Genomic DNA, 15,831 nt, shown 5'->3' with positions numbered 1-15,831 from the left:
TTTTATTTTACGGAGTATGATAAAAATTCCAGAATCATGGGTATTTTATCTGCAAAATCTTCCATCGCATGATTACCATGCATTTCTGTCATGATCAATGATGTGTGTGGAGCTGCACTATAATACCGTTCAGCGTCACGATAATCTAAAACTTCATCACCTTGTTGCAATAAGACCAGTATTTTGTCTGCATCTTGTACAAATGGCACGGCAATCGCTTCCAAGTAGTCAAGTTGTAAACGATCTAAAGTCCATTGTTCATTGATCTTATAGGGAATCTGTTCAATTCCAAATAAATTACTGAACAATTGCCATGGTCGCATAGCTGGATTAATTAAAACAGCAGGCACACCATATTTTGCGACCAATTGTGTCGCATAAAAGCCACCAAAGCTACTCCCCACCAGTGCAACATCAGGCAATTTTTCAATGAGCGCTGAAATTTGATCTAAAACCAGTTGCGGATGCTGGTTTAAATCAGGCAAATGCACACTATGCGATGAATAACATCGACAATAATCATCTAGTTGTTGCCCTTTTATTGATAAAGGACTACTTTTAAAACCATGTAAATAAATAATATTCATTGAAAATAGTTTGCTTTTTTACCACCAATGTTTTAGTTTTTAATGTGATTCAAATCACATTATTGTTTTAATTTGTATATGTCAGGATATTGTCCGACAAAAAACTAAAACTTAATCGCAATTATCGGTATTTTAAATAGCGTTCAGGATGAACAAGATAAGATGATTGCCTAGGGATTTATACATTGATCTACAGCAAAAATAAAGTCTTTGTTCCAGATCAATATGGATGAGGAAATAACAATGCCAAGCTTAACCCCTTTACACGAAACCTATTGTAAGTGGGATCGTTCGCCTCCAAGTCAGGCCGACGTATTAGAAGGTTTAGCGCAGTTAGTGAGTACGCCACTCAGTGGCATGGTTCAAGACTTCATCCAGTCGATTCAACGTGAAATGTTGCTGAGTATTTTTGGCTTAAGTAAACAAAAAGCCAAACGATTCCAATCCCGTCCAATTGTCGATAAATTCTATCAATTTGGTTATCACGCATTGCAAAATTATGGTAGCCACCTGATTGCCCCAATTTTACGTAAAACCATTGAACGTTTCCCAAATTTACATGATAAGCCATTGACCTCTCATATGACTTTTTTGGTCAGTGTTTTAAATGGGGTATTGGGTGATTATTTGTTGGCAACTCATAATCCGCTCGCACTGTCACCTGTGCTTTATGATCATTATGGTTCATTACAGCAAGGTGATTTGGCTGGCCGTGTGGTGATTTTCTCTCACGGTTTATGTATGAATTATCAAGACTGGACCAATCGTAACAATGGCGGTATTGGTGAGAAACTCTTGGCGCAACGTGATCACAACACCATGTTGTATTTTCACTACAATACTGGACGTAGAATTTCAGCCAATGGACGTTCATTGGCAAATCTTTTAGAAGATTTAATCAAACGTAACCCTCGCATTACCAGCATTGATTTAATTGGCCACAGTATGGGTGGCTTGGTTTCTCGCAGTGCGCTGTTCTATGGCAAACAAAACATGCATCAGTGGTTCCACATGGTTGAGAATCTGGTTTGTATTGGCTCCCCGCATCATGGTGCGTTATTAGAACGTTTCGGATTTGCCATGCAAGAGAAAGTGGGTAATTTCCCGATTGTTAAAATGATCAGTCATATCGTCAATATCCGCAGTAATGGCATCTTAGACTTGCGTTATGGAAGTGTTCGAGATGATGACTGGGAGCATAACAATGCCCGTATTGGCTTGATGGATGACAACCGCAAACCAGCTCCGCTACCATCGCATATCAATACCTTTTTAATTGCAGGTACCTTGGAATTTGAAAACCGCAAAAACCGCACCTTAAAAGTGATTGGCGACTATCTGGTCAGTGTTAAAAGTGCCTTAGGTGAACACCCAAACCCACGTTTTCAGTTGAAATTACCTGAATCGCATAAAGCTGTGTTTTATGGCTTAAACCATCTTGAGATTCAATATCATCCTTTAGTTTCGGAACAAATTGCCAAATGGTTTTATCCGCACCATGATGAATTGGCAGAAGAACAAATTCGCAAATATTTGATTAAATTAGAAAGTATGCAAGGGATTGTTGAGACCTAATTGTAAAAAAAGCTGATCTTCAATCAGCCTTTTTTGCTATTTCACTTCAATTTGATAAGACTTGTTCTGGTGAGGATCAACCATGTCACCATATTCATCAAAGTTTGATTTTTCTGCACATTGGGTATCGATCAATAAGCGTTGATTTTTTACAATAAAACCTTGTTTTAATTCACAAGTCCAAGCTTTATTATAAAATTTTTGGCTGAGCTTTTTGCCTGTTAAATCAAATTGCGTCACCTCAATCAACGACTGAGCAAGCGTTCTAGCAGGATGGCTCTGCGACACAGACAATACGTAGTATCTGCCACCATGTAATTGACAGTCTTCAATTCGACTTGAAAAATAATCTGGATTGACAATAAATTTTTTAAATGGCTGAGCACCCAATTTGATATAGGAAACATCGGCTGGAATGGTGTCGTCAAATTCAGATTTAAACTGACAAGACACATCTTTACTGACCACTTTGCTGGCTGGTTTTGCAGAGACTTGTGCTGTAGCCAAACAGACCAGTATGCCGATCCCGGCTAAATTTATTATATGTTTCATGATTTTGCTTGATTTATAAATAATTGAAGTTTATATGAAAAAGAGCCAGTTTAGACTGGCTCTTAATGTTTTTAAATTAGTACTTTCTAAACAACTGCCATAGACTGATCAATGCCAATACACTGAAAAACAGTAATGACCAAACAGGTAAAGATTGTCCTAAGAAAGTCCAATCGACCATGGCACATTCGCCAGAACCCTTAAGCACATTTTCAAACACAGCCTTTAAAGGTAAAGTGTTGACCCAATAGTCCAGACCTGGACCACAACTTGGAACCTGATCTTTAGGTAGGTTCTGTAGCCACACATGCCGAGCGGCAACACCAACTGACCAAGAAATCGCAGCTAAACCCAAAACGCTATAAATGCGTTTAAATACATTTGTTTTTGGGTTATGCAAAAAGGCAATCAATGAAATTAGCCCTAGACCAATCAATCCAATACGTTGAAATACGCATAGTGGACATGGCTCAAGCCCTTGTACATGCTCTAAATAGAGCGCAAATGACATACCAATCACACTTGCCAAAAATAAAAGACCACTTACGAAGCGATAACTACGCCATTGCATGGAACTTCCTCATTATCTAATTAATGCTTTATCTAAATTTACTCAGATAATCCTCGAAACTTATACTTGTATTTTGTTCAAGTTGCTGTTGTTCTGCGAGAGATGTTCGAGTAAGTCCCTCAAAATACGCTAAAGTTTCTGGACTTAATACATGTTGTTCGTAACTTTGGATATGTTGATTGGCCATATAGCCACCAAAATTCCATGTACCACCTTGCTCTACAGTATCGGCAATCACATGCGCTGATAGTGTTTCATCCACATCATCAATACGTGTTTGCATCACCGTCAATGCTTGACGATATAAATCTGTTGCATAGGATTGGTTGAGTAGATCTGCAAGTGGTTGCATGGCAGTGATATGCTGTTGAATCCACTCAAGTAATGGATATTCAACACCCGCTTCAATGATTTTCGCATTTGGCGCACGACCACGATTGACCACTTCAGCCTGATTTTGCTCAATAATATCTTGTTCTTCATCCCATAAATCTGGGCTTTCTTTAAGCAAGCAATACAATGCAACCACTTCCAAGAAGCCTGCTGTATCCTCATCGATACCAATCGCACTGTATGGATTTACATCTACCGCGCGTAATTCAACATAGCCAATCCCACGATTTGACAAGGCCTGAGATGGCGTTTCCCCTGCTTGTGGCACTTGTTTTGGACGGACTAAGCTGTAGTATTCATTTTCAATTTGTAAGACGTGATCATTAATTTGAATCGGCTGACCATTGGCATCGTTTAAACCTAAATGACTAAACTGCGCATAAGGTGAATTGACCGCTTTTTGTAATTCAGCCACATAACTTTCTAAATTGTTGTAATGAATACCCAATTGTTTTTGTGCGGAATTTTGATAACCAAAACGCCCCATGCGCAATGCTGTGGCATAAGGTAGAAATAATGTGCCTTTGATTAAAGGCAACAACTGATGTTCACGGCCTGTCATAAAACATTTACAGACTGAAGGGCTGGCACCTACCAAATACATCACGAGAGGAGTTAAACGAATAAAGTTACGGATCAACCCAAGATAACGATGACTGCGATAGTCTTGCAGGCTTAAGGCTTTAAGCGCTTCATTGCTTTCATGTTGTTGTAATTGTTCAAATAACGCATCTGGGAAAGACACATTATAGTGCACACCCGAAATCGTCTGCATACGGCGCCCATAACGAATGCCGAGACCATGACGATATAAGGTTTTGAATTGACCAATATTGGATGTGCCATATTGCGCCAAACGGATATTTTCTTCTTTGTCATCCAGCATACATGGCATGGACAAAGTCCATAGCTTTTCATCATTTTCTAAATGACGATGCACAACAGCATGTACATCGGTTAAAAAGCTTAACGCTTCAGGAATACTTTCTTTGGGAGGTGTAATAAACTCCATCAAAGCTTCTGAATAATCTGTGGTGATATGCGGATGTGTTAGGGCTGAGCCTAAAGACTGAGGATGATCAGCCTGTGATAAAAAGCCATTACTTTGCATACGCAGGCTTTCACGTTCGATGCCACGTAACATGCCTCTGAATAAGGTAGAATCCACCCAATTTGGTACTAAAGATTGGGAAATCGTTTCGGGTTGACTCATACTTACTCGCTTATCTTAAAGAATTTTTTAAAATAAAATGTTTTGATGCGCGCAGTATAACGTTATTTATCGATATACACGTATAAGCATCGTTGTTTTAAATGAATTATTCACTTTATTTCGGAAAAGTTTTTAACACAAACTACCTCTACAAGACATCTAAAATTTGTGATTTTATAGAAAAATTACCACTAAAGAATTGTAACTACTATGAATTATCAAGAAATTATCGATTTTTGGTTTAGTGAAGAAACTCAACCATTTTGGTTCGCAAAAAGTGACGCATTCGATCAAACTTTGCACCAGCGATTTGCACATACCTTGGATCAAGCCAAACATTGTGAGCTATGGACTTGGCGTGCCACAGCAGAAGGTCGCTTGGCTGAAATTATTGTTTTAGATCAATTCTCGCGTAATTTGTATCGAGATCATGCTGAATCTTTTGCACAAGATGCCTTGGCACTTGCGCTAGCACAGGAAGCAATTCAGCTGAATTTAGATCAACAATTAAGCCCCGAACAACGTTCATTCCTGTATATGCCATTTATGCATAGTGAATCAAAAATTATCCATATCCAAGCTTTGCAACTTTTTGAAGAGCTGGGCAATCCACTCAATTTAGATTTTGAGAAAAAGCATAAAGTGATTATTGATCGTTTTGGGCGTTATCCTCACCGTAATCAAATTTTAGGGCGAAGCTCAACGGCAGAAGAAATTGAATTTTTAAAACAGCCGAATAGTCATTTTTAATCCTAATCGTTTTTATCTAAACAGCTTATGCAGAAATATTTTGCATAAGCTGTTTGACCAGCACATCAAAGCATGCTGATCCATCAGAAACAACAAGCGTTAGAAAACATAGCTGTGTTTAATAATGGTATTTTCAATCATTTCTGCATGTATGGACTTTAACTGCTGTTCATGCGAGTCAAAACTTGGAAATAGCGGTATGCCCTTTCCAAGAAGAACAGGCATGATAAAAACCTCTAAGGTATTAAGCAGCTTCTGTTCAATAAAAGTATTCTGCAATTGTGTTCCACCGACAATCCAGACATTGCCGTTATAATTCTGTTTAAGGTGCTCAACAAGTTCATCCACAGCTAAGTTCCATCGCGAAAGCGAGGCATGAGTTAAAGCTAAATCAGGATTAAGAAGTGACGATAAATCCTTTCTGATTTGGATAAGGCCACGCCTCAGCAAAAGAACAAATCACTTCATATGTTTTACGCCCCATAATCACAATATCGATATCTTGGATAAAGTCATCATATCCACAGTCAATACTTTGAAATGGCGCTAAAAACGCTACAGAACCATCTAGTGTTGCGATATAACCATCTGCGCTTGTTGCAATATAACCTTTAATTTGAATACTCATTTAACCCTCTCTCAACAGCCTTCACTCTCAACAGTCTTTATTTTTTATCATGGATTAAATACGCATAATACCGTGCTTATTGTTTAAATTTTACGTGAACAGTCATTTATCTTGTTGAGTATCATCCTGAATTAACAAAATTCTTCTTGAAATTCATTGTCATTCCATCAATTTAGAACAATATACTGAGGATTATAAATTCATTAAATTCCATCCAGAAGAATGGAAAGGAGAGACACATGAACAAAGTACTCATTGGTCTAACTATTGCAGCGGCGCTCACCATAACAGGTTGTGCGACGACACCAAGCAAACCACGTACCTTTGACCAGCTTGGGCAATACACTACGGTTCCACTTAACGATCATAGCTATCGCATCAGCTTCCAAGGCAATAGCAATATGAGTTTTGGGACAGCTGAAGAAATTAATCTTGTTAAAGCCGCACAAACCACGCTTTTAAATGGGTTTACTTACTTCAAGGTTTTAGATGATCCAAGTAATCGCACTCAGCAACCGCCCCGTAAAGCGGTAGTTTATCCATCATCAAACTACTATCCATATGGCTGGGGCTATCGTCGTCATCCAGTGTTCTGGAATGACCCATTTTATGATATGCCACAAGTGGTGACCATTGACCCTGTGCAAATTTCCTATACGATAGAATGTTATAAAGATAAAAAATCATCACCGAATGATGCATTTGACGCTCGTCTGATTTTGCAATCTTTAGGACAAAAATATGGTGTTAGTCCGACAGGACAAGTACTGCAACCACAGCCTGATGCGGTAACATCAACGAAATAAAAATGCAGAAATCGATTTAGGAAAATGAATGAGCGGAATTGAACAAAGTGAAGTTCTCAATGAAATTCCAAACTTAGATCGAAGCAAACGCTTTGCGACCATTGCCTTGGTGGTGGCTGTTGTCGCATGGTTTGCTTTGATCATTTCCGCCAAACTGATGCCTGAGTATGCTTGGTTTATTCATATTCTCATGCTGGGTGCTGAAGCTGGCGTGGTTGGTGGCTTAGCCGATTGGTATGCGATTACCGTGTTGTTTCGTAATCCCTTTGGGAAAATTCCCATTCCTAAATTTCTAAAAGATCACACCGAAATCATTCCACGTAATAAAGCACGTATTGCGGAATCGATGGGTAAATTTGTCCAAGAGAATTTTCTCTCCCCACAAATTGTTGAACGTAGTTTAAAAAGTATTGATCTTAGTTTTGCTGTCGGTCAATGGCTGGCCAATCCTAAAAATAACGGTCAAGTGGTGGACGTAATTCAGCAGACTGTCCCTAAAATTTTCGAATTTGTCGGGCAGGATCAAATTGGACGCTTTATTCAAAACAACAGTGTGCAATGGGTTCGAAATACTCGAATGAACCAATTGGCAAGTGAAATGCTGCGTGCAGTTTTAGAAAATGATTTCCATCAAGATGTATTACAACGTGGACTGGATATTGCCCATGAATGGATGATGACCCATCCTGAAAAAACCCGTGAAATTACCCAAACTATGTTTAAAGAACTTGGTGTTTCACGCCTTGCCAAAGGTGCCAGCTGGATTGGGATTGATGTTGAGCAACGCACCATTGATTCAGTGATTGAAAAAGTGGAATCCATGCTTGCTGATCAAGAGCATCCTATTCGTCAAAAAATTGAAGAAGCTGCACATGAACTTATGCTACAACTGGCAGATAACAATAGTCATGCCAGCATAAGCTTAAATGAAACCAAGAATGCCCTTTTAGACAGCGAACCAGTACTCAACTTTATTACTGGTGCTGTGGTGATTTTATGTGATGCGGTTAAATCTGACTTGCTTAAAGCAGACTCAGGTATTGCCATGAATTTACGTATCGCCATTCAACAGCTTGGTGAAAACTTGATGCAAAATCAGTCTGTACGTGAATTACTAAATGATCGAATCAGCGGAATTGCCATCAATTTAAGTGACCAATATAGTGAGAAAGTGATTAAGTTTATTAGTCAACGTATCCATGAATGGGACTCAACCGAAATGATCGCCAAGATTGAAAATGAGGTAGGCGGTGATTTACATATGATCCGTGTTAATGGTGTTGTGGTGGGTGCATTTATTGGTCTAAGTTTAGGTGTGATTCGTGCTGTGATTGATTTTGCGATTTAAGAATATAAAAAATGGGAGTCTAGCTCCCATTTTTTAGCACTACACTTTTATCAATTTAAATGCTTTATCAATCAATCGCATAATTGATGGTCACGACAACCCGCGCAATTTTATTAATGGTGGCTTTATCATAAGCACCGCCATAATCGCTATCATCATCAGAACCACTTTCAGGTAAAATATAAAACGCACCCTGACTTGCAGAACGCATCGCACCGACTTTTACCCCACCCACTTTTGCAAACTCATTGGCACGACTATGCGCATTTTTAGTTGCATTGGCGATCAATGACATTTTTATTTCTTCTAGATTCGACACCAAATACTGCGGTTTTTGCTCGATGGATATGCCTTTTTCATCTAATAAATACGCATCTTTTGCGGCTTTCTCAATCTTTTGAATATCACGACTATTTATCACTAGTGATTGCATCGCAGTATAGCCTCTAAACTCGCGGGTAAATTTCCCCTCGCCTTGATTCACTTCTTCATAATAAGGTTGAGAGCTTTTATTACCCAGTTTCATTTCTGTTGCCTTAAACCCGTGCTCAATAAAGAAATCTTGTAGTGCTTTTATTTCTTGATCTAACAATTGATAGGCGGCTGAAACACTGTCTGAAGCACGACTGGTTTGCAGATGAATCTCCCAGCGCGCTAGATCCGCTTGTATGGGTTTTTCAGCCAACCCTTTGACCACTATTGAATTTTTTTCACCATTAAACTGCTTAAGTGCATAGCCCATGACACTTGCTGAGATAATGAATCCTAAACTTAGAATGAGTGCAAAGACCCATAAAGTTTTATATGTGATTGATTTATTTTCCATTATTGTAGTATCGCTAAAATTATTATAAATAAGTTATAGTAAGGATCCTACAACAAGTCAACCCACTTTGCCCCTATAAACAATATTGCTTTATGGTTTGCATCGCCTATAAAGATTGATCACGCCTTATTAAAATCAGAATAATTCATCTAATCATCATATGAAATCTACATGATCTGATTCAGCGCTTAAAATCACTGCTAAAGTGCATTTAAGCCATCTAAAATTGCTCTGAAACGAATGAATAAAATTTCAGTTTGGATCTTGTAGGCTTAAAAATGAGAAATTTAGCAATCATCTTATCGGTAATTTTACTTCTCACTCTTTTGTAGTTCTATTTAGTTAATCTTTCGCATCATACTCGGCGATATACCATAATGTTTTCTAAACTCACGTGAGAATTTCGACATATCATCAAAACCACATTGATAGGCAATTTGATTAATCTTATGCGTATGTTCATTGGTCTGTATCAACATCTTCTTGGCTAATTGCAGACGGCTTTGCATTACATAACGGCCAAATGTGGTTTCATTCTGTTGAAAAAGTTTACTGATATATCGCGAACTAATACGAAGATCTTGAGCAATATCATGAATACTCAGCCCACTATTGTCTAAATGCTCCAGAATTAAATGCTTAATCTGCACGAGCATACTGTGGCTACTGGATCGAGGCGTTTTGTCTTTGATCTGATCGAGAACCACATAACGCAGTAAATCAAAAAATTTATGCAGTACCACCTGTTGAAGTTCAGTTGAAGCCTGCTCAGGAAACCAAAATAAATCATGTGCGTAATTTAGTAATAAAATTTTCAGTGGATGCCCCTCACCAAAAGCATGACCACACAACTGGTCAGGTCGCCCAAAATACTGTTGAAATTGTTCACGTGGGAACATGAGCACTAGTTGATTGAATTGTCCATTCAAATACAAATCATACGGCTGCTGGGTGTCATGAAAAATAAATTGTCCTTGGCTGAGACATTGTTCACGACCATGATACTGAACGCCCATTTGACCTTCTATCAGGAAGATAAATAAAATCTCATCATGATGACTATGTCTAATATTGGAAGCATGCCGTTCAACATGTTGACCATAGCCTTTGATTTCAACCAGTTGAATATTGCCTATATGTTTTGCAGACAAAGCACCAAAAAAGCCATCCTGTACAGAAACATTACAGGTCAATGGTACAAATACTTGACTAATCGCATCCTGCCAATAGTCACGTTGCAGCTTATTTTTGACACGCCTTGTGTCATAGTTAAACATCATTGTCTCTCTTATTCTTAGACGCTTATACAATAAAGCTAATCCGTTTAGCATAATTTGTAAACCTTCAACTCAGTGCCCCCTAACTTTGAGATCAAGCAAAATTTATCTCTTTTACATTTGAAATCATTATTTGGATTTTTAGTTCCGTATAGATCTATGTTTTGTGCCTGCTCAGCATACCCCCTGATCAATCTTTGGCTCTATAACCAAAAGTGCAATATTGCTTAGTTATTGAGAAAGGATCACTCATGAAAACTTCAATTAAAGTCGCTTGTGTACAAGCGGTTCCTGTATTTCTCGACTTACAAGGAAGCGTAGACAAAACCATCAAAATTATTGCTGAAGCAGCAGAAAAAGGGGTCGAACTTATCGCCTTTCCAGAGACTTGGATTCCTGGCTATCCCTGGTTTTTATGGTTAGATTCTCCCGCTGCAAATATGCCGTGGGTATATCAATACCATCTCAACTCTCTTGAACTAAACAGTGACCAAGCCAAACAAATTTCGGATGCTGCAAAAAAACATAATATGCATGTGGTTTTAGGCTTGAGTGAGCGTGATCATGGCAGTCTGTATATTTCCCAATGGATTATTGATCATCATGGGGAAACCATCGCTGTACGTCGAAAATTAAAAGCCACCCATGTAGAGCGCACCTTATTTGGTGAAGGTGATGGTAGTTCTCTGCAAGTCTATGACACTGCGCTTGGTCGAATTGGGGCACTGTGCTGCTGGGAACATTTACAGCCCTTAAACCGTTATGCAATGTATTCGCAGCACGAACAAATCCATATCGCAGCATGGCCTAGTTTCAGTTTATATACGGATATGACTGCCGCACTCGGCGCAGAAGTTAACAATGCGGCTTCACGTTTGTATGCAGCTGAAGGACAATGTTTTGTGCTTGCATCTTGTGCGATGGTTTCTCAGGAAATGATTGACGCTTTATGTACCGATGAGACCAAGAAAAAATTACTAAAAACTGGTGGTGGTGCATCACGAATTTATGGCCCTGATGGTGGTGATCTTGCCACTCCACTTGCCCAAGATGAAGAAGGTCTATTAATCGCTGACATTGATCTTAATCATATTATTTTTGCTAAAAATGCGGCAGATCCTGTAGGGCATTATTCTCGTCCAGATGTTTTTCAGTTGGTATTTAATGCTCAATATAAACCCAACGTGATTTATTCAGCACCTTCTGTACGTTCCTCTATAAAGCCAACAAATATTGATGTGACAGCAGAATTGGAGGTTGAAGGAGAATAAATAAGGATTTGCTGTTTTTGTGGAAGCTATATAACTCAACCTTGGTTAATTTTTAATTAAAGGAAGGTTCTATAAGGGCCTTTCTTTAATAGATGATCTTATGTGAAATGTTAAAAAAGTGTTTCTCTAAAATAGAATCAAAAACCAATATTGAAACACTTCTACTCTTTCCTCTCCTATTTTGAAGCCTATCACCAACAATTTCGGTTAAAAATTATGCTTTCAAACCTTATTTTATGATACATTAGCGTATATACAAATTTGAATGTTTTATATGAAGCAATCTTTTGAATGGGATGAGGTTAAAAATCAAAAGAATCAACGTAAACATGGTATTTCCTTTGAAGTTGCAACGTTAGTCTTTGATGACCCTCTACGAATTGAACAGCAGGAAAGGTTTGTTGATGGTGAAGAACGTTGGCAAACAATAGGTATGATTCATGGTGTATTGCTTGTATTGGTTGCCCATACCATTAGGCTAGAAGATGACACTGAAATCATTCGTTTAATCAGTGCTAGAGATGCCACTAAAGCGGAGATTAGAAAATATGAGCATGGTTAGATATACAAAAGAAGAACTTAATGAAAAGTTCAAAGACAAACGTGAAGCAGAAATCCAACGTTTAGTTGCAAGAGGTAAAATCTCTGATGAACAAATAGACCTTTCTGATATTCCTGAAATTACTGACTGGAGTAATGCTGCCCGTCATGGGAAGTTTTATCGTCCAGTGAAACAACAAACCTCTATTCGTCTGGATGCAGATGTTCTTGCATGGTTTAAAGCACAAGGGAAAGGCTATCAAACACGTATGAATGAGATTCTTCGTGATGCGATGCTAAAAGAGTTAAAGAATCATCAATAAATATTTTAAATCGGTCTGTTTGAAAGTTATGTAAGGATCGAATTTATGAAATTACATAACTTTAAGTGATCGATATAGTGAAATAGCTAGTAAATCTTTAGATAATTTATAATTAGTGTCTAGTCCTGAAATAGGTTGACACTTATTTCACACAAACGCTCGATGAACTTCATCGGGCGTTTTGTATTTTAGTGACATATGCGGTCTACGAACATTATAAATTTCTATAGACTCTGCAACCATTCGTTTAGCATCTTCAAGACTCCTTGGTTTATGAAGTAGATATTCATTCTTCAATATACCATTCACTCTTTCAGCCAAAGCATTTTGATATGAGAAACACTGTTTAGTAAGATATCCATCGGTCATAGAACATCGAATATTATGTTTTTGATGTAATTCCTGATATTTCTTTGAACAATATTGGATACCTCGATCTGAATGATGAATCAATGAGGATTGTGGGGCTTTACGTTCCTTTAATGCTTTGATATATGCTTGGCTAACAGCTTCTGCACCTAAATTGTCATCTACATGATAACCCACTATTTTTCTAGACCAAGCATCGGTTATTAGACTCAGATAGGCCTCTCCTGTTTCTAGTGAAAGATAGGTTATATCTGCAACCCAGAGCTGCTCAGGTTTCTGCGGTATCACTTGCTCAATTCCAAACTTAATCAAGTTAGGATGCTTGTGAAAACGATGATGACTATTCGTTGTCTTATGATATGTGCGTTTAGGTTGTACTAATAAACGATGATCTCTGAGTAAATCAAACAACCGATCTCTACCAATTTTGATACCCATTATCGTGTTCAGTAAATAGTGAAGTTTCCTTGTGCCTATGCGAGGTTGAAACATTCTTTCTTGCTGAACTTGTTGTAATACATCCTGTTCATGCTTATACCTTAAACTGGCTTGCTTGCATTGCTTATAATAAGCTTGCCGAGTTGTGCCAAGATAATAACAACATTCAGTGATACTAAAACCTACTGTCTGCTTTTCTTTGATTGCTTGCCTTGTGGCTTTTTTGTGGTGCTCACTCCGTAATCTCGTTCGAGTATGTTTATGATAGTTTCAAATAACTCAGCCTTTCTTTTTGTTTCATATAATTGCTGCTCAAGCTCTTTGATTCTTTGTTCTGGTGTTAGCGGTAAAGGATCAGACATTTGTTTTTCTCCATGACGAAATGGGGTGCCTTGACTCCAATCTAATCTACCATGCTTCCTCAACCAAACTAAAACGGTAGCACAACCTTGAATGCCATATCTGTCTTGAGCTTGTTTATAAGTCATTTCACCTTTTTCAACTTGGTCTACGACTGATAATTTAAAAGCTAAGCTGTAATCTCTTTGTGTTCTTTTAACTATTGTTTTCATTACACTCTCCAAATTTAAGTTTAGAAAGTGTCAACCTTATCTAGGACGGGACATAGTATTAATACGAAACGTCTGACAGAGTGTCGGACTTTTTATTGTCTATAATTTTAGATTTTTATTAAGAAAGCGTGGAACGTGAAAAAACAATCAAAAGTCGTTCTAGTACGCTGAATGCTGAAACGGCTTGAGATAAGATATTGATACGAAAAGGGAAAAATTAAGCATTTCATATAAGCTGTATTATGTTAATTTTAAGAATTCTACATTAAATGGAGAATCCACTGATGTTACATCCCAAATATGAGATTGGTTTTATATAGCTTATTTTTTTAAGTCTGCCTATGCGTAAGTCCTATACTCTTAATTTACTGCTGTAAAAAAGAATCCTTAAGCTCAAAAATTCCTGCTAATGCTAAAGTTGGTATACAGAATAAAATAAAGCCTAAAATAATAAAGCCTAATCCATAAGAAATACCCAAATTACTAAAGCTAAGTAAAACACCTAAAGTAAAAAATATTGAAGATGCTATAAACATAAAGCTAAAAATAGTAGAAAGTGCAGGTTCAAAATTAAGAATGAAATTCTTAAGCCGAGTTGGTGCTACAATTTTTCTTTTAAAATTTTTATCTATTATAAATATAAAAAACAAAGGGATAATGTATATAGCAGCAAGCCATATCAAGAGATTTATATAAGTATGATTGGTAGGTAAAAGACTAGAAATCATATTATTAAAGTTAATTAATTCATGACTTTTATTATTGGCAACTGCAAATATATCGAGACCTAAAGCAAAACTAAAAGGAATAATTCCCAAAAGAATGGTTGTTATAAGTCCTTGTTTTGTAGCATTTTTAATATATATTTTCGGTGGCAACATATTAATTCTCCTTCTTATTTTCAATAAAAAGGACTGTCAAACTAGTTCAACAGCCCTTAACAATTCATCGCTTACTATCTGGTGTACGTTCTACACGAATCCAGCTTGAGTTTGGTTTTGATGTAGGTGGAGCAATTGTACGATCAGGAATTGTAGAGTAGTTATCTCTTAATCCACCACGAGGTCCTTGCTCTCTATAAATACCACCATCACGACCAGTATTTTGCCCAGGTTTTAACGACATATTTTTCTCCTATGCGTATTGAGTTAATTTCCATGTAACGGCATTACCATTGTGCGGGGGCATTCGATTTCCCTTAGCAATTGGTGCCGTTGTAGATGGAGTGTCTAGAGATTTCCAGACGCCACTTTCAGGACATGTTTGGCCTGTTGTTGCTGTTGTACCGATTGGTGCTTTAGCCATGCTAAACTCCGATGATGTTGTCGATTTCGACAAGTTTATGTTGTCGAGAATATTTTTAGCATTACTTGTCGAAATCGTCAACATTTTTTTTCTTTTACGAGTTATTATGGAAATATTAGAATATAAACAGTAGAATAAAACTATGAATAATCTATCTAATGAAACCTATGTGTTTCCTGAACGCTTAAGAGAGATAAGAGAGTTACGTAAACTTACTCAATCTCAACTGGCTGAAAAATCTAAAATTCCATCTACCTCAATTTCACATTTGGAAGCTGGGTCAAGGAAACCATCTTTCGATAATTTAAGAAAACTAGGAACAGCCTTAGAGGTATCTACAGATTATTTATTAGGAAGAGTTGATAATTTCGAAGATTCTAACGTAGATACTTTATTTAGAGATCTTCAAAATTTAACAGATAGTGATAGGGAAACTATTAGAAGATTTGCAGAATCTTTAAGAAATAAATAAACTATTTATTTTTAA

Annotated in this window: 20 protein-coding genes; 8 read left to right on the top strand and 12 right to left on the bottom strand. The window is 37.4% G+C overall.

Annotation, left to right across the window (positions count from 1 at the left end):
* Positions 1 to 2: 2 nt before the first annotated feature.
* Positions 3 to 587 carry a YqiA/YcfP family alpha/beta fold hydrolase gene (locus M2R48_RS00830; protein ID WP_151957493.1) on the bottom strand — a complete coding sequence of 195 codons (585 nt, stop codon included), beginning with the start codon at positions 585 to 587 and terminating at the stop codon, positions 3 to 5.
* Between the two features lie 243 nt (positions 588 to 830).
* Between M2R48_RS00830 and M2R48_RS00825 the strand changes: the two genes are divergently transcribed.
* Positions 831 to 2,162 (top strand): alpha/beta hydrolase, encoded by a 1,332-nt coding sequence (locus M2R48_RS00825; RefSeq protein ID WP_004818342.1) that lies wholly within the window; start codon positions 831 to 833, stop codon positions 2,160 to 2,162.
* Positions 2,163 to 2,198: 36 nt separating this feature from the next.
* On the opposite strand, the gene M2R48_RS00820 is transcribed toward M2R48_RS00825, so the two are convergent.
* From M2R48_RS00820 to gshA, 3 genes are all read right to left on the bottom strand, one after another.
* Positions 2,199 to 2,714, bottom strand: a complete 516-nt coding sequence (locus tag M2R48_RS00820) for a hypothetical protein (protein ID WP_262084806.1) — start codon at positions 2,712 to 2,714, stop codon at positions 2,199 to 2,201.
* 76 nt (positions 2,715 to 2,790) lie between these two features.
* The gene (locus tag M2R48_RS00815) at positions 2,791 to 3,285 is read right to left on the bottom strand and encodes a disulfide bond formation protein B (protein ID WP_004818338.1); all 495 of its coding nucleotides are present in this window, start codon (positions 3,283 to 3,285) and stop codon (positions 2,791 to 2,793) included.
* A 28-nt stretch (positions 3,286 to 3,313) separates the two neighbouring features.
* Complete coding sequence (gene gshA / locus M2R48_RS00810) at positions 3,314 to 4,891, bottom strand: glutamate--cysteine ligase (RefSeq protein WP_262084805.1); 1,578 nt, start codon at positions 4,889 to 4,891, stop codon at positions 3,314 to 3,316.
* Between the two features lie 210 nt (positions 4,892 to 5,101).
* Here gshA and M2R48_RS00805 point away from each other — a divergent pair, with 210 nt between their 5' ends.
* Complete coding sequence (locus tag M2R48_RS00805) at positions 5,102 to 5,641, top strand: DUF924 family protein (RefSeq protein ID WP_004718682.1); 540 nt, start codon at positions 5,102 to 5,104, stop codon at positions 5,639 to 5,641.
* A 99-nt stretch (positions 5,642 to 5,740) separates the two neighbouring features.
* Here M2R48_RS00805 and M2R48_RS00800 read toward each other — a convergent pair whose 3' ends face one another.
* On the bottom strand, positions 5,741 to 5,989 hold the full coding sequence (locus M2R48_RS00800; RefSeq protein WP_262084804.1) for a dihydrofolate reductase family protein: 249 nt from the start codon (positions 5,987 to 5,989) through the stop codon (positions 5,741 to 5,743).
* A 49-nt stretch (positions 5,990 to 6,038) separates the two neighbouring features.
* Positions 6,039 to 6,269, bottom strand: a complete 231-nt coding sequence (locus M2R48_RS00795) for a dihydrofolate reductase family protein (protein ID WP_262084803.1) — start codon at positions 6,267 to 6,269, stop codon at positions 6,039 to 6,041.
* A gap of 239 nt (positions 6,270 to 6,508) precedes the next feature.
* Here M2R48_RS00795 and M2R48_RS00790 point away from each other — a divergent pair, with 239 nt between their 5' ends.
* Together M2R48_RS00790 and M2R48_RS00785 are read left to right on the top strand one after the other, a co-directional pair.
* Positions 6,509 to 7,075 carry a CC0125/CC1285 family lipoprotein gene (locus M2R48_RS00790; RefSeq protein ID WP_004718687.1) on the top strand — a complete coding sequence of 189 codons (567 nt, stop codon included), beginning with the start codon at positions 6,509 to 6,511 and terminating at the stop codon, positions 7,073 to 7,075.
* A gap of 28 nt (positions 7,076 to 7,103) precedes the next feature.
* Positions 7,104 to 8,423 (top strand): DUF445 domain-containing protein, encoded by a 1,320-nt coding sequence (locus M2R48_RS00785; RefSeq protein WP_004718689.1) that lies wholly within the window; start codon positions 7,104 to 7,106, stop codon positions 8,421 to 8,423.
* Between the two features lie 67 nt (positions 8,424 to 8,490).
* On the opposite strand, the gene M2R48_RS00780 is transcribed toward M2R48_RS00785, so the two are convergent.
* Complete coding sequence (locus M2R48_RS00780) at positions 8,491 to 9,249, bottom strand: SIMPL domain-containing protein (protein ID WP_034611176.1); 759 nt, start codon at positions 9,247 to 9,249, stop codon at positions 8,491 to 8,493.
* A 338-nt stretch (positions 9,250 to 9,587) separates the two neighbouring features.
* Complete coding sequence (locus M2R48_RS00775) at positions 9,588 to 10,529, bottom strand: AraC family transcriptional regulator (RefSeq protein WP_262084802.1); 942 nt, start codon at positions 10,527 to 10,529, stop codon at positions 9,588 to 9,590.
* 248 nt (positions 10,530 to 10,777) lie between these two features.
* Here M2R48_RS00775 and M2R48_RS00770 point away from each other — a divergent pair, with 248 nt between their 5' ends.
* The 3 genes from M2R48_RS00770 to M2R48_RS00760 all read left to right on the top strand — a co-directional run bounded on the left by M2R48_RS00770 (position 10,778) and on the right by M2R48_RS00760 (position 12,660).
* Positions 10,778 to 11,797 carry a carbon-nitrogen hydrolase family protein gene (locus tag M2R48_RS00770; RefSeq protein ID WP_262084801.1) on the top strand — a complete coding sequence of 340 codons (1,020 nt, stop codon included), beginning with the start codon at positions 10,778 to 10,780 and terminating at the stop codon, positions 11,795 to 11,797.
* 274 nt (positions 11,798 to 12,071) lie between these two features.
* Positions 12,072 to 12,359 carry a BrnT family toxin gene (locus M2R48_RS00765; protein WP_239046677.1) on the top strand — a complete coding sequence of 96 codons (288 nt, stop codon included), beginning with the start codon at positions 12,072 to 12,074 and terminating at the stop codon, positions 12,357 to 12,359.
* A complete protein-coding gene (locus M2R48_RS00760) occupies positions 12,346 to 12,660 on the top strand; it encodes a BrnA antitoxin family protein (protein ID WP_151802410.1) in 315 nt (104 codons plus the stop codon). The genes M2R48_RS00765 and M2R48_RS00760 overlap by 14 nt, the downstream gene beginning before the upstream one ends.
* Positions 12,661 to 12,807: 147 nt before the next feature.
* Here M2R48_RS00760 and M2R48_RS00755 read toward each other — a convergent pair.
* The 4 genes from M2R48_RS00755 to M2R48_RS00740 all read right to left on the bottom strand — a co-directional run bounded on the left by M2R48_RS00755 (position 12,808) and on the right by M2R48_RS00740 (position 15,344).
* Positions 12,808 to 14,039, bottom strand: a protein-coding gene (locus tag M2R48_RS00755) for an IS3 family transposase (protein ID WP_262084800.1) whose coding sequence is annotated in 2 segments (ribosomal slippage) — positions 12,808 to 13,694 and positions 13,694 to 14,039 — 1,233 coding nt in all. Because the reading frame shifts where the segments join, the coding sequence is not laid out codon by codon here.
* Positions 14,040 to 14,404: 365 nt separating this feature from the next.
* Entirely contained in the window at positions 14,405 to 14,920 is a 516-nt protein-coding gene (locus M2R48_RS00750) for a hypothetical protein (protein ID WP_262084799.1), read from the bottom strand.
* Positions 14,921 to 14,984: 64 nt separating this feature from the next.
* The gene (locus M2R48_RS00745) at positions 14,985 to 15,164 is read right to left on the bottom strand and encodes a hypothetical protein (RefSeq protein ID WP_262084798.1); all 180 of its coding nucleotides are present in this window, start codon (positions 15,162 to 15,164) and stop codon (positions 14,985 to 14,987) included.
* 9 nt (positions 15,165 to 15,173) lie between these two features.
* Positions 15,174 to 15,344 (bottom strand): hypothetical protein, encoded by a 171-nt coding sequence (locus M2R48_RS00740; protein ID WP_262084797.1) that lies wholly within the window; start codon positions 15,342 to 15,344, stop codon positions 15,174 to 15,176.
* Between the two features lie 142 nt (positions 15,345 to 15,486).
* On the opposite strand from M2R48_RS00740, the gene M2R48_RS00735 reads away from it, so the two are divergent.
* Positions 15,487 to 15,816: a helix-turn-helix domain-containing protein gene (locus M2R48_RS00735; protein ID WP_262084796.1), complete on the top strand. Its 330-nt coding sequence runs from the start codon at positions 15,487 to 15,489 to the stop codon at positions 15,814 to 15,816.
* Positions 15,817 to 15,831 lie beyond the last annotated feature (15 nt).

The organism is Acinetobacter sp. I-MWF (assembly GCF_025433935.1).
In the GTDB taxonomy this organism is placed as follows: domain Bacteria; phylum Pseudomonadota; class Gammaproteobacteria; order Pseudomonadales; family Moraxellaceae; genus Acinetobacter; species Acinetobacter guillouiae.
This window is presented reverse-complemented; position numbering and strand designations above follow the sequence as displayed.

What these genes read in the sequence shown, in the direction of transcription:
- M2R48_RS00830 (WP_151957493.1), bottom strand. Translation starts at nt 587, where the DNA reads ATGAATATTATTTATTTACATGGTTTTAAAAGTAGTCCTTTATCAATA.
- M2R48_RS00825 (WP_004818342.1), top strand. Translation starts at nt 831, where the DNA reads ATGCCAAGCTTAACCCCTTTACACGAAACCTATTGTAAGTGGGATCGT.
- M2R48_RS00820 (WP_262084806.1), bottom strand. Translation starts at nt 2,714, where the DNA reads ATGAAACATATAATAAATTTAGCCGGGATCGGCATACTGGTCTGTTTG.
- M2R48_RS00815 (WP_004818338.1), bottom strand. Translation starts at nt 3,285, where the DNA reads ATGCAATGGCGTAGTTATCGCTTCGTAAGTGGTCTTTTATTTTTGGCA.
- gshA (WP_262084805.1), bottom strand. Translation starts at nt 4,891, where the DNA reads ATGAGTCAACCCGAAACGATTTCCCAATCTTTAGTACCAAATTGGGTG.
- M2R48_RS00805 (WP_004718682.1), top strand. Translation starts at nt 5,102, where the DNA reads ATGAATTATCAAGAAATTATCGATTTTTGGTTTAGTGAAGAAACTCAA.
- M2R48_RS00795 (WP_262084803.1), bottom strand. Translation starts at nt 6,269, where the DNA reads ATGAGTATTCAAATTAAAGGTTATATTGCAACAAGCGCAGATGGTTAT.
- M2R48_RS00790 (WP_004718687.1), top strand. Translation starts at nt 6,509, where the DNA reads ATGAACAAAGTACTCATTGGTCTAACTATTGCAGCGGCGCTCACCATA.
- M2R48_RS00785 (WP_004718689.1), top strand. Translation starts at nt 7,104, where the DNA reads ATGAGCGGAATTGAACAAAGTGAAGTTCTCAATGAAATTCCAAACTTA.
- M2R48_RS00780 (WP_034611176.1), bottom strand. Translation starts at nt 9,249, where the DNA reads ATGGAAAATAAATCAATCACATATAAAACTTTATGGGTCTTTGCACTC.
- M2R48_RS00775 (WP_262084802.1), bottom strand. Translation starts at nt 10,529, where the DNA reads ATGATGTTTAACTATGACACAAGGCGTGTCAAAAATAAGCTGCAACGT.
- M2R48_RS00770 (WP_262084801.1), top strand. Translation starts at nt 10,778, where the DNA reads ATGAAAACTTCAATTAAAGTCGCTTGTGTACAAGCGGTTCCTGTATTT.
- M2R48_RS00765 (WP_239046677.1), top strand. Translation starts at nt 12,072, where the DNA reads ATGAAGCAATCTTTTGAATGGGATGAGGTTAAAAATCAAAAGAATCAA.
- M2R48_RS00760 (WP_151802410.1), top strand. Translation starts at nt 12,346, where the DNA reads ATGAGCATGGTTAGATATACAAAAGAAGAACTTAATGAAAAGTTCAAA.
- M2R48_RS00750 (WP_262084799.1), bottom strand. Translation starts at nt 14,920, where the DNA reads ATGTTGCCACCGAAAATATATATTAAAAATGCTACAAAACAAGGACTT.
- M2R48_RS00745 (WP_262084798.1), bottom strand. Translation starts at nt 15,164, where the DNA reads ATGTCGTTAAAACCTGGGCAAAATACTGGTCGTGATGGTGGTATTTAT.
- M2R48_RS00740 (WP_262084797.1), bottom strand. Translation starts at nt 15,344, where the DNA reads ATGGCTAAAGCACCAATCGGTACAACAGCAACAACAGGCCAAACATGT.
- M2R48_RS00735 (WP_262084796.1), top strand. Translation starts at nt 15,487, where the DNA reads ATGAATAATCTATCTAATGAAACCTATGTGTTTCCTGAACGCTTAAGA.